This window comes from Paenirhodobacter enshiensis, assembly GCF_000740785.1.
In the GTDB taxonomy this organism is placed as follows: domain Bacteria; phylum Pseudomonadota; class Alphaproteobacteria; order Rhodobacterales; family Rhodobacteraceae; genus Rhodobacter; species Rhodobacter enshiensis.
In genome coordinates this window covers 1-13379 of the sequence record NZ_JFZB01000064.1, presented here as the reverse complement: position 1 = coordinate 13379, position 13379 = coordinate 1, and the positions used below count along the sequence as shown (strand labels likewise).

The 13379-nt window shown below is 65.4% G+C and carries 6 protein-coding genes and 1 pseudogene; 1 reads left to right on the top strand and 6 read right to left on the bottom strand.

The annotated features are described in order from the left end of the window. A pseudogene (locus CG50_RS16720) lies at positions 1-185 on the top strand (Crp/Fnr family transcriptional regulator); the annotation flags it as partial. A 30-nt stretch (positions 186-215) separates the two neighbouring features. On the opposite strand, the gene CG50_RS15665 reads toward CG50_RS16720, so the two are convergent. From CG50_RS15665 to CG50_RS15645, 6 genes are all read right to left on the bottom strand, one after another. Beyond that, complete coding sequence (locus CG50_RS15665) at positions 216-404, bottom strand: hypothetical protein (RefSeq protein ID WP_036640479.1); 189 nt, start codon at positions 402-404, stop codon at positions 216-218. A gap of 351 nt (positions 405-755) precedes the next feature. Further along, on the bottom strand, positions 756-2537 hold the full coding sequence (locus CG50_RS15660; protein WP_036640477.1) for an SLC13 family permease: 1782 nt from the start codon (positions 2535-2537) through the stop codon (positions 756-758). Positions 2538-2671: 134 nt separating this feature from the next. Next, positions 2672-3544 carry a transglutaminase family protein gene (locus CG50_RS15655; RefSeq protein WP_036640475.1) on the bottom strand — a complete coding sequence of 291 codons (873 nt, stop codon included), beginning with the start codon at positions 3542-3544 and terminating at the stop codon, positions 2672-2674. A 72-nt stretch (positions 3545-3616) separates the two neighbouring features. Further along, entirely contained in the window at positions 3617-12298 is an 8682-nt protein-coding gene (locus tag CG50_RS15650) for a GH36-type glycosyl hydrolase domain-containing protein (RefSeq protein ID WP_036640473.1), read from the bottom strand. A gap of 40 nt (positions 12299-12338) precedes the next feature. Next, entirely contained in the window at positions 12339-12470 is a 132-nt protein-coding gene (locus tag CG50_RS17500) for a hypothetical protein (RefSeq protein WP_275452237.1), read from the bottom strand. A gap of 229 nt (positions 12471-12699) precedes the next feature. Beyond that, positions 12700-13379: nucleotidyl transferase AbiEii/AbiGii toxin family protein (locus CG50_RS15645; protein WP_245615762.1), on the bottom strand; the 680-nt coding region annotated here is incomplete at its 5' end.

Genomic DNA, 13379 nt, shown 5'->3' with positions numbered 1-13379 from the left:
AAAACTGTCCGGAAAATGGGGACCACCTCACGGTCCATGTAAACCGCGTGTTGCGGCAATTGCGTGAAAGCGGCCTGCTGATCTTCCGCGAAGGACACGTGACGTTTCACAACTACAGCGGGTTAGTGGATCTCGCCGGGTTCGATCCGGCGTATCTGGATCAGACCGGACCGCTTCTGAAATGACACAGGCGCCGCTAGAAGCGCGCCTGACCGTTACTCAAGCGCGCTTCTAGCGGCGTCGAGTTCCATGTTCGTCTCGGCTTCGCTTCTTGCTTTTTGAGCTTTTTCGGCGGCGAGGAGGTGCTTGAGCGCCGCGTCTTTCTTTGGACCCGCGGACGCGTCCTTGCAGGCGGACTCGACGGCTTTCATCTTCAGGGAGGGTCTGCTCATATCCAGCGTCATTAGCTTGTCCTTTCCTGCATGTACCGGGAAATAAGAAGCGCGTGGACATGCCGATCTTATGGGAGAAGTATGCCCCCACGCCTCTCAGGTACTCGCAAATACTGTGCCCCCCAATGTACGGTGGGCACGTCTCCAATACGGCTTCTCAGAACTTGATGGCACTGACGCAGATTAGCCCGGGCGCTTGGCGCAGCCCGAGCTCGTCCACGACTAGCTCTCGTCAAACTGAACGCGGTCGAATTCGACCCCCGGCACAGCGGTTCCTGACCGGGTGGTATGGAGACGATTCACATGTCGTGATCACACCTCGCTAGCCCGGGAGCTTTCCAGATCGCTCTTTCATCGGCTGACCTAGAAGGGAAAGAACACCGGAATTGCCAGGACTGCGGCGGCCCCCACGATGATGTTCATCGGCAGGCCGATCTTGATGAAGTCCGTGAAGTTGTAGTTGCCGGCACCATAGACCAGCGTGTTGGTCTGATAGCCGATCGGGGTCGCGAAGCTCGCGCTCGCTCCGAACATGACTGCGGCAACGAAGGGGCGCGGATCAACCCCGATCTGGACCGCCAGTCCGATCGCCAGAGGGGTCACGACGACCGCGACCGCGCTGTTGGTGACCGCCTCGGTCAAGATTGACGCAAGCAGATAGACCGCTGCCAGGGCGACGATCGGGGGCATGTCCGCAAGCGGCGGGGCAATGGCACCAACGATCAAGGCAATCGCGCCCGAGTGCTGCAGCCCCGCACCGACCACCAGCATCGAGAAGATCAGAACGAGTACGCCCGCGTCGATGGAACTCCAGGCCTCATCGTTGTCGATGCAGCGCAGGACGAGGATGAAGGCCACGGCGACGAGAGAAACAAGGCTGATGTCCGCCACACCGATGGCGGCCAGGGCCACCACGGCAACCAGCGCAATCAGCGCGAGCGGTGCCTTGCCGCGTCGAAAGGGACGCCCTCCGGCCATCGTGACGCCAGCCAGGTCCCCGGCCTCGATCAGGCGGGCGTAGCTTTCGTCGGTTCCCTCCAGTAGCAGTTTGTCCGCAGGTCTGAGGAGCGTGGTCGAGAGGTCGGGGCCGAGGCTTTCCCCATGGCGATGTGCGCCCAGGACACGCATGCCATACCGGAACCCGATGGTCAGCTGTGCGATACGTATCCGACGGCTGCGATGCGATAGGGTCACGATCGCCTCCGCGACGGTGGTTTCCGTGTTTTCCCCGTCTGTCGGTCCCTGGCGCAGGCCGACATCCCACTCTTTCCTGGATCTCAGGGTCAGAAGTTCGGAGGTCCGGATGACCGCGATCAGCCGGTCGCCAGCGGCAAGGATGTGATCGAGCACGCCGTCACGTCTGACCTCCGCGCCGGAACGGACCCCGATGACGGTCACTCCCGGACGGGTCAGATCGTCGATATCGCCCAGGGGGTGACCCAGCCCCCGGAAATCATCCGTCGGGCGCAGCTCGGTCAGGAAATCCGCCTCGCCTGCCGCACCCAGATCCGTCTGATCCTTGCGGTCGGGAAGCAGAAACGGCCCGAGAAGCAGCAAGGTCAATCCGCCGGTAGCCGCGGCCACCAGACCGACCGGTGTGATTTCCAGAATCGAGAAGGGCGTCAGCCCGATCTCTCTGGCAACGCCATCTACCAGCAGATTGGTCGAGGTTCCGATCAGCGTGCAGGTCCCGCCGAGCACCGCCATGTAAGAGAGCGGGATCAACAGGCGTGTCGCTGCGAGGCCGAGACTTTGGGCCAGTCGTATGGCGACCGGGATCAGCACCAGCACGACCGGTGTGTTGTTCATGAGTGCCGAGGCCACGAGGGTCGAAGCCAGAAACACGCCCGTTGCCGCAATGGGGCGCTTATCGGCGGCGGCGACGACCCGGTTTGCCAGTGCATCGAGCAACCCGGTGCGGACGAGGGCACCGCTGAGGATAAACATCGCGGCGATGGTGATTGGTGCGGGATTTGAAAAGACCGACAGAACAGTGTCCTGAGGCACCAGTCCAAAAACGACAAACAACGCCGCGACCGCTGCGGCCGTCACCTCGGGGGCGAACCGCTCGTAAAGGAAACCCGCGAAGAGAACCAGAAGAAGCGCGAGCGCAAGATAAGGCTCGTAGGTGGGCAGGTGTGTCATTCCGGGGTCCTCCAGTGCATTGACGGCGGAGAGGTCCTGACGTCGCGCAATATGTGGTCTTTCGTTCTCACTCTGCCGAGAAAACTGGCGCGGAGCGCTCTTTGATCGGTAGCCGCGGACCGGGGTCGCGGTGATCAGTGTTTGATGACCGCGTGGCGTACCTCTACGGTCATGCTTCGCTGGGTGTTTCCCGACCCCATGAAGCTCCCGGTGACCGGGACGACCTGATGAATGCCACGGGCGACCGCCACGGGAATGAGGTTCTTTGCTCCGACGCTCCGGTTCGTCGGGTCGAACGCGACCCACCCGGCACCGGGAATGAAGACTTCGGCCCAGGCATGAGTGGAGCCCGCCCCTTCGGACCCGACGAGGCGCGTTGCGGGATCGATGAGATAGCCGGAAACGATGCGGGCCCCGAAACTGAGCGTGCGCGCAGCTTCGGCAAACAACACCGCGAAGTCACGGCACGAACCCCAGCCGCGGGTAAGCGTTTCCAGCGGCGACTGTGTCCCTTCCATCTCTCGACCCTGGTATGAGATCTGTGTCGACACCCCGTTGGCGATATCCTTGAGCAGAGACAACGTATCCGTGGGGCGTTGAAGGACGAAGCCCTCGACCCAACGGGAAAACCTGCCCTCAGGGTCGGGATATTGCGGCGTGGTCAGGGCGCCGAGGTCGGTCCAGTCGTCGCCCGAATAGAAGAAGGGAAAGCTGATCGCCTCCGCCGCTATGGCGAATACCGGCCAGACCGCGGCAGTCAGAACGACCGTTGCACGGCTCTCGATGATCAGGTGATCGCTCGGCTGGGTGAACTGCGCCGTGGCGACGGCATTGCCCACAACGTCATGGGCCCAGGTAATGTCGGCATGGGGTGTGAGGGTGATCTCATGCGACACCAGCCGCAGTTCCCGTGCTTCGCGAGGACGCAGCATCATTCGATGAGGCCCAAGCAAAACAGGTTCTCCGTAGCGGTATTCGGTCTTGTGATAGGTCGTCAACGTGGTCACTGTCGGTGTCTTTCGGCTGCGATGAGGTCACCCGGCGTCGGGGCGGCTGGGTGGCGGCGGTTGATCAGGTAGTCAGTCAGGAGGGATCGGGAGTGCAGAGGTATCGCCTCCGGCTGCGGTCTTGGCTGGTGCGCTGGGGCCGAGAGCCAGCTTAAGGTCATGGAACCTGCCGTCCAGCGGCAGGAACACCACCGGCCCGGGAATGATGGGCCGGCCATCCAGCGAGGCCCTCGCAGGATCCGCTCTCTCGATCCGGATCCTGCACGACGTGCCCGCCACCTTCAGCGTCATGGAAAACCCCGACCAGTCCGGGGGGATATTGGGGGCGATCCGCAGGTGGTCGCCCTCCCGGGTCACGCCGAGGATGCCTTCGACGGCGGCGCGGTGCATCCAGGCGGCCGAGCCCGTGTACCAGCTCCAGCCGCCGCGCCCGACATGCGGGGCGACGGAATAGACATCGGCGGCCACGACATAGGGTTCGGTCCTGTAGCGCTCTACTCCCCCCGGCGTCCGGGCGTGGTTGATCGGATTGAGCATCGCGAAAAGCTCCACCGCACGCGCGCCGCGCCCCAGCCGGGCCCAGGCCTGGATGGCCCACATCGCGGCATGGCTGTACTGCCCGCCATTCTCGCGCAGCCCCGGCGGATAGCCGGCAATATAGCCCGGATCCTGCCCGCCCGCGTTGGCCTCGGTTCCGAAGGGCGGCGTGAACAGCCGCAGCAGATCGTTTTCGCGATCGACCAGAAGGCGGTCGACGGCCTCCATCGCGCGTCGTGCGCGATCGGGGTCGGCCTGTCCGGACAGCACCGCCCAGCTTTGCGGAATCGAGTCGATGCAACAGGCCGGGGCACCGGCCGCCCCCAGCCAGGTTCCGTCATCGAAGGTCGCGCGGCGGTACCAGTCGCCATCCCAGGCCTGGGTCTCCATGGCGTGGCGCAGTGCCTCGGCCTGTGTGCGCCAGCGCCGTGCCCGGGCCGGATCGCGCCTTTCCGCAAGCGGCGCGAAGGCGGCGAGCGTCTGCAGCAGCAGCCAGCCCAGCCAGACGCTTTCGCCGCGGCCGGCGGCGCCGACGCGGTTCATCCCGTCGTTCCAGTCGCCACTGCCGATGAGCGGCAACCCGTGCGGCCCGGTCAGATCCAGCGCGCGGTCCAGCCCCAGCGCGCAGTGCTCGAAGAGGGAGGCGCCATGGCCGGCATCGTCGGGCAGGAAGAACGCATCGCTCTCGGTCTCGCTCAGCCGATGCCCTTCGAGGAAGGGCACCTGTTCGTCCAGGATCGCCTGGTCGCCGGTGCTCGTCACATAGGCGGCGACAGCATGGCCGAGCCAGACGCAATCGTCGGAAATGCGCGTCCGCACCCCCTGGCCGGAATGTGGCAGCCACCAGTGCTGGACATCGCCTTCCGGGAACTGGCGGGCAGCGACCCGCAGCAGATGCGCACGGGTGCGGTCGGGGCGGGTCAGCATGAAGGCCATGTTGTCCTGCAATTGGTCGCGGAACCCATAGGCACCGCTGGCCTGGTAGAAGGCCGCGCGCGCCTCGATCCGGCAGGCGAGCGCCTGATAGGGCAGCCAGCCGTTGACCATGATGTCCATCGCCCGGTCCGGCGTCGTGATCTGCAGATCGCCCAACGTCTTGTCCCAATAGGACTGAACCGCGGCCAGTTCGGCTTGCATGTCGGCGGATCGCAGCTTTTCCAGAAGCGGGACGACCGCCGCCGCGTCGCTGCATTGGCCGAGAAGGTGGACGATCTCGAGGCTTTCGCCAGGGGCCAGGGTCAGGGTCTGCATCAGCGCAAGGCAGGGATCGAGCCCGGCACCGACCCGCCCCGACATCCGCGCGCCCCGGCGCAGCGCGGCGGGATCGGCAAGGCTGCCGCCCGAGCCCAGAAATTCGCTGCGATCTGCCGTCCAGGCGGTGGCCGGACCGGCCGCCGTGGCCAGAGACGCAAACATCACCCGGCCGGGAAAGGCGGTGTTCCACGGATTGCGCACCAGAAGCGCGCCTGTTTCCGGCTCGTGCGAGGTAACCAGAAACGGGGCCGAGGCGGCGCGCGATTGACCCAGGACGGGTTCGCCATAGGCGACGACACTCAATCTGCGGGGCCGCGTCCCGGTATTGCGCAAGACCAGCCGCGAGACCCTGACCGGATCGGCGCGCGGCACGAATTGAACCAGATCGCAGTCGATGCCATCCGCCTGATGCTCGAACCGGCTGTAGCCGAAGCCGTGGCGCACGATGTGCGGACCGGCCCCGGCAGACGGCGGCAGGGGGGCCGCGGTCGGGGAAAACAACAGACCGCTGTCGTCGTCGCGGATGTAGATTGCCTCGCCCGGAGGGTCGGCGACGGCGTCGTTCGACCAGGGCGTCAGCTGGTTGTCACGGCTGTTCTCGGCCCAGGCGAAACCGCTGCCGCTGGCAGACACCTGAAATCCGAAGCCCGGATTGGCGATCACGTTGATCCACGGGGCGGGCGTGCTTTGCGCCGGGCCGAGGCGGATGACATATTCGCGCCCCTCCCGGTCGAACCCGCCTGTGCCGTTGAAGAACTCGAGGTCCGGGCGGTCGGATTTCGGCATGGTCTCATCCTGATGCCGGGCCGTGCTGCCCCGTCTGATTGCTCCCTGGCGGGTGGCATGGGGGGAGGGCGCATCGGTCCCGTTCCGGCGAATGCCGGCGGTGATGGAGGCCGAGGCGTCAGGATCGCTGAAGAGGGCGTCGAGCTGTTCGCCGATCGTGCCGTGCCGCGCCTGCATCACCACGCGCGATGCCGCCAGGAGCAGTGCCCGCGTGTCTGCCGCGATCAGGTCGGAGCGCAGCGCAAACACGCCGCCCCGGACCGGTCGCTTGTCATCGCCGAGACGGGAATGACTGCTGCGCAAGGCGATGTCGATGGCATTCTGCAGATCCTTGACACAGGAGGCCGGATGCTCGTTGAGGATCACCAGATCGACCGCAAGCTGCTTTCCCAGCCAGTATTCATGGGCCTGCAGCAAGGCGTGGACCTGTCCGATGTCGGCGGGATCGTCGATGCGCAGCACCACGATCGGCAGATCGCCGGAAATCGCGAGCGGCCAGAGCCCGGACTGGCGCCCGGTCCCCCGGCTCAGCGCGGAGGACGGCAGACGGAACCTGCGGTCATGATAGAGGATCGGGGCGGCAAGGCGCTGGAAGTCGGCCGCCTCGGTCGGCGAGATCGCCAGATGGCGCAGTTGCACCTGAGCCTGGGTCCAGGCCAGGGTCCGTGCGCGTTCATAGGAGCTGTGGTCGTGGTGCCGGTCGATCAGATCCATCAGCGCCGCGCGGCTGTCGGCCGCGACCATCCAGAGAAGAACCCGTGCGGTGCCTCCGGGCGCGATCAGAATCCGGTTGCGCAGTGCGAAAACCGGGTCCAGCACCGAGCCCGTGGTTCCGGCGAGGGGCGCAGGATCGGTGATGGCGCGCGGCCGGGTCTGGTCCTGATCACGGCCGAAAGCGCTGTCGCGATCACTGTCATATTGCAGGGGCGCGACGGTCGTGCCCTCGACCACGCTGAACTGCGCCACCCAGATTTCCGGCTCCTCGGGGCTGCGCCGCCGGCGCCACGCGATCAGCGCGCCGTATTCAGGCAGGAACTCGGTCTGAACGAACATCCGCGAGAAGGCCGGATGGGCCAGTTCCGAGGCCGGATCCGCCAGCGTCAGTTCGACATAGGAGGTTACATCCAGTTCCCGGGGTTTGCGCCCGCCATTGCTCACCGACAGGCGTCGCACCTCCGCATCCGCCTCGCCCGAGACGAGCACATCCAGCACCGTTTCAAGCCGGCCGGTCCGGGCGGTGAAGGTCGCGTGATCCTCGAAGAACTGCACGTCCTGCGCGTCGGCGGTCTCCGGCGCGCCCGGTCCGAACCTCTGTTCGGAGCCGTCCGAGAGATTTCGGATGTGAAGGATGGCGCCATGCGGATCCCGGGTCGCGTCCTCGCGCCAGCGGGTGAGCGCAATATCGCCCCAGCGACTGTAACTCCCGCCCGTGGCGGTCAGCATCACCGCGTAGCGGCCGTTGGACATGAGATGGGTGACCGTGGGGCCGCCCGGGCGGCCGGCGATCCGGCGGCCCCGGTCCGCCTCCGACGGCAAGAGGCCTCGGGGCGTGGCGTCCTCGAGCGGCGGCAGGGCACGGTCTATGTCGCGCGGAAGCCGTTCCTGCAAAAGCAGTTCGCTGGCATGGATCATCGGTTCATGGTGGAACCTCTGGCGCATCAGCCCACCGGTCAGTGCATTGGCGATGGCCACGATGGTCATCCCCTGATGATGCGCCATATAGCTTTGCACCACGGCGACCCGGCGACCCGGCTGCACCCGGTCGGGGGTGAAGTCGAGCGCTTCATAGAAGCCACAGACCCCGAGGCCGCCCAGGGCCTCCAGATCGTCGAAGTTCCGCCGCGCCGCGCCGGGATCCAGCATCGCGGCCAGACCGGTCGCATAGGGCGCGATCACCAGATCCCCGGCAAGCCCGCGCTTGAGCCCAAGCCCTGGCACACCGAAGGTGGAATACTGGTAGTTGAAATCCACATCCCGCGCGTTGAAGCCGGATTCCGAAATGCCCCAGGGGACGCCTTGCGCCCGTCCGTAGGCGATCTGTTTCTCGACGACCAGCCGGCAGGTGCGGCCGAGCTGACCGCCCTCCGGTTCCTGCATCACCAGTCCCGGCATCAGGTATTCGAACATCGAGCCGGCCCAGGAGACGAGAACCGCGCCGCCGCGGGTTGCGGTGACCGTCCGCCCCAGACGGAACCAGTGACGCAGAGGCAGATCCTGTTTGGCGACGGCAAAGAGACTGGCCAGACGCGCCTCGGAGGCCAGGAGGTCGTAACAGGATGGGTCGAGACTGCTCTCATGGACCGAGTAGCCAATGGACAGAAGCTTGCGCTCGGGGTCGAGCAGGAAGCCGAAGTCCATGTCCACCGCGAGCCTTCGGGCCTGCGCACCCAGCCGACGCAATTCTGCGGCCAGATCGGCATGGTCGGCCTCGCCTGATGCGGTATCTGTCGCGGCTTCGGCCAATCCGTCGCGAAGCAGGGACAGCCACCTCGGCGCAGGGAGGGGCATGGCCGGCAGCGGCGGAGCGGCGTTTTCAGCCCTCGCCGCGAGGCGTTGCAGGAAGGGCCAGTTGACCTCGGCCTGTTTCAGTCCGTCGCGCAGCGATCCGATCGCCTCCGAGCAGCGGGCACCGAGCGGGGTGCCGAGCCGGCCGGCGTCACGCTCCGCGAGGTCAATAAGATCGGCCAGTCCCCGCGCCCTCTGATCTGGCCCCGGGGCGGGACGCGCGGCCCAGTCTTCGCAGGCGTTGGCCAGTGCGATCAGATGGCCGGCCAGATTGCCGCTGTCCACCGAGGAGATATAGGGCGGGTCGAGAACCCGGCCGTCGCGCGTGTCGTACCAGTTGTAGAAATGCCCCTTTACGCGCGGAAGCGTTTCCATTGTGCCAAGCGTCGCGGCGATCCGGCTGGCGGCCTGACGCAGGCCGATCCAGCCGAGATCGCAGGCTGTGACCGTGGCCAGAAGGTAAAGCCCCATATTTGTGGGCGAGGTACGGTGGGCAAGCGTCGGATGTGGCTGCTCCTGAAAGTTGTCAGGGGGCAGGTGACTGTCCTCTGGGGTGACGAAGGTCTCGAAATAGTGCCACGTTCTACGGGCGATCAGGCGCAGTTCCTGTGCGTCCTGCGGGGTAAGGGCGGCGTCGGGTCGTGCGCGCGAGGGCTGGCTGACGCCAAAGGCGATGAGCGGCGCAGCAAGCCAGAGGGCCGCGAAGGGCACGATAAGCGCCAGCGCGCCGGGAGCGGAGAAGCCGGCCAGAGCCGAGGCGAACAGTCCGAGCACGATCCCCGGCGCCATCGCACGGGAAAATCCCCGCAGATCGGGGCGCGGAGCGGCCGAGGCCGAGGCGGCCGTGGTCCATTCCAGAAGATGCCGCCTTGAGACCGTCAACCGCCAGAGTGTGCGGGTGATCGCATCAAGCGCGCGCCAGGCGGCGTCGGCCAGAAAGCTGACCGCCAGCCCGGTTTGCAGCACGGCAAGCGACAGGTCTTCGTGCATCAGGCGCAGGTGGTTGCCGACGTGAAGGCGGCTCTGCTGCGGAACGGCGGAAAGGGCTGCGTTCAGGAAGGCGGGAAGGCTCATCGCGACCAGCGCCAGCGCGGTCGCCAGCAAGGCCGCGGGGCCGGGCAGAAGCCACCCCAGTGTCAGCAGGACAAGCGTAACGGGCGCCAACAACGAGCGGCGCAACGTGTCCAGCACCTTGACCCGTCCTAGGGCGCCCAGCCCGCCTTCCCGGCCAAGCCAGGGCAGCAGTTGCCAGTCGCCGCGACACCAGCGATGGATGCGCCGCGCGGCAACGTCCTGCCGGTCGGGGAAGGACTCGATCAGTTCCACATCCGAGACGAGCCCGGCCCGGGCAAAGATGCCCTCGAGCAGGTCATGGCTGAGAAGGGCGTTTTCGGGCACGCGCCCGGCCATCGCCGCCTCGAAGACATCGACATCGTAGATGCCCTTGCCGGTGAAGGACCCCTCGCCGAAGAGATCCTGATAGATGTCCGACGCGGCTGCGGCATAGGGATCCATTCCGCCCGCGCCCGAGGTCGCGCGTTGAAAGGCGGTGCCGCGCCGTTCCGCGGGCAGGGCGGGGGTGATCCTCGGCTGAAGAATGGCGTGACCCGCGCTGACCCGGCGCAGGTCCGTGTCCAGGATCGGCCGGTTCAGCGGATGCGCCATCTTGCCGATCAGCCGCAAGGCCGCGTCGCGTGGCAGCCGGGTGTCAGAATCAAGCGTCAGGACGTAGCGCACCCCGGCGGGCACGGCTGGCGCATGGCCGTCTGTCGTGCGGTAGTCGGTATCGGTGGCGCCGCGCAACAGGCGATTGAGCTCGTGCAGCTTGCCGCGTTTGCGTTCCCATCCCATCCAGATCCGTTCGGTGGCGTTGAAACGGCGATCGCGATGCAGGTGCAGAAAGCGCGCACCGGCAGGACCAGCGCCGTGGAGCTGGTTCAGTCGGGCCACCTCGAGACCGATCAATGCAATGAGCGGCGCATCTTCCGGCATGTGCTGCCCGGGGGCGTCCAGCCCATCGGTCAGGATGGCAAAGGTCACGTCGCCCTGGGCACCGGACAGATAATGAACCTCCAGCCCTTCGAGCTGTTCGGTCAGCTCGGCGGCAGTCGTCAGAAGTGTCGGCACGACCACCAGCGTGCGCAGCGAAGACGGCACGCCGCTTTCAAGCGCCAGCCCTGGCAGAACCGTGGCAGGCACCGACCAGGCCACCATGCGATCGACGAGGAGTTGCGCGACCGCACTGGCTGGGATGACCGCTGCGAGAAGCCAGAGCGCAAGCCCCGTCCAGGACGCGGACGGGCCGGAAAGGGTCATCAGGCTCCATGCGCTCAGCGCGAGCAGCCCGAGGGTCACACAAAGAATGCTGCCCAGGTATCCCGGGAGAGCGGGCCGCAATCGGAACCGACGCCATCCCCTGTTTCGATAGCCGATCTGGCGTTCGAACACCTTTCGGCCCTCGGCGAGGAGATGCCAGCCCGGATCGCTTCTGCGCAATATTTCCGCATCGGAAATCCGGTCGCCGTCCGCTTTAGGCACAGCCATCGCCGTCGCCAGAACGCGCTCGGCCAGCTCCAGTTCGCTGTGGTCACTGTGACGGGCGAGATCCTCGAGGGCGTCGCGGTACAGGTTGCGGCTGACGAAATCCATCGCGGAAAATCCGGGATGCTGCCGCAGCGTCATATCGACCAGGCTGACGCTTTCAAAGAGCTCTGGCCAGTCCGTCTCTGCGATCGTGCGCAGGCTGGTGATGACGTTTCGAACGGTGACGTTCGAGGCGCCCTGACGCTCCTGTGCGTGCCGGACTGCCAGATCGACATTTGATCCCTGCTTGAGCAGCCGATTCTCCAGCCAGCCGATGGCCGGGGTCGTGACAGGGTCGCAGTCACGTAACCGTTTCGCCAGCTGCGCGGCAAAGATCTCGGAAAGGAGGCCGGACGCGCCAGTATCGTCCCGCATCCAGATCCCGGTCTGGCTGGCCCCCAGGGGCCAATCCGCAAGGGCATCCGCCGAAAGGCGCATCCTGTGGCCGAAGGTGATCTGGTCGGCCAGCCGCCGCAGATTTTCCAGAAGGACGAGGCGAAGCGTTATCGGAACCGCCCAAAGCTCTCCGATGGTCAGGGGCTGTACCTGCTGATAGGCCCGCAGAAAGCGCGACAGTGCGGGGCCATCGAGATGGCTGTCCGTATGGGCGACATAGGCCCAGATCAGTTCGAACACACGCGGATAGCCGTGAAACGGACCCTGGGCAAGTTTCGGCAGACGCTTGTAGTAGCTGGGCGGCAGATCCGCACGGCAATCACGCACCTGCGCCTCGACCCTGTGGAAATTGTCGACCAGCCATTGGGCTGCGGGGACAATAGCTCTCCCTGACGCCAACTCTGAGAGACAGGCCTTGCGGGTGGCCCGCAGAGCAGTTGCATTGTCATCCAGTCGCTGGCGCAGTGATGCGACACGCGGTGCAGACGCGCAGATACGTTGCACCTCGGCCAGGCTGGTCGCATGTTGCTCAAGCCTTTCGATACCGAAAAGCTCCGCGCGCACCGGTGCGATGCTCTTCCAAGGCGAGGTGCGGGGACGGCGAAGGTGGAGTCGCGTCAGCGCCCGGGCCCTCATTCCGGGCTGCTGCCGGCAAGGGGGCAATTCTGTCTGCTTGCCGCCGGGGATGCCCATTTCGTGCCTCGGTTCTGGCGATCGCACAAGATGACCCTGGTCAGGATTTTTTCTCCTTCGACTTTGTGTCGATCGTCAGGCCCTTGCTGAAGGACGGCGCCGGAGCCGGGGCGACCTTCTTCTGCTTCGGTTTCTTGTCTTCCCTGCCGCGACGGTTTCTACCCTTCGCCATGGTGTTCTCCTAAGTGTTTTGTGTAAGTGGAAAATTCTCTCGCCTCGATGAGGCGAAGACCGCATGCGTCGCGGGCCAGGACTCCGAGGGCCACGCAGGTCCGCATCGGTGCAATTTGAGAGTATCGCCGAGGTCGGTCGCTTCCATGCTGATCCAGATCAGCGTTCAACGAGGAGTTTTTCTGCTGCGTGTTCCTCTCGCAGCGAGACCGGTCTTCAGTCGTGCCGAATTACCGGGGTATGGAAATCGGCCCGGCGCATGTCGCCTCCGGCGGACGGTCGTCACGATCACTGCGGCCAATTTCGTTCCCGGGCCGCCCCTGAACGCAGAAGAGATGGATCGCCGTGGCCTTCTCCCAAAAGGTTCGTTCGGCATGCATCACGCGCGGTGTCGCGGTCGGAAAGGTCACGCCCTCGATCAGCCCGTTCGCGTCGCAGGCGACGTCACGCGGGCTCGCCGGTTCGCCCGTCGATCTCGCGCCGAATTCCAGCATGACGCTCGGGGCGACATAGCCGGAGCCAGAAGAGGCGGCCTCGTAATCGATGAAAAGCTTGTCGCCATCTGCCCGTGTCGAGGCGGGGAGCCCTTGCGCGGCAATGGCGTCCTGGATCATGGGCTGCGTCGTTTCGACGACCCATTTCGGCAAGCGACCCCGGACAGCTTTCGACCAGCGCTTTTCCTCACTTCGTGTGGTTGGCAGGGCTTCGGCGCGTTCGCCCACCAGATCAGGCGCGATTGCCCGAATGTCATAGGTCAGATCAACATCTTCAGAAAAGCGCTGGATCACCCCATAGGCTTTGGAAAGGGATGTTCCGCCCTTGAAGACGAGGTGCTCACCAAGCTCGGAACTGAAGAGGGTCTGAAGGGCCCAGACAACCCTGAGGTGGTCCCCATTTTCCGGACAGTTTT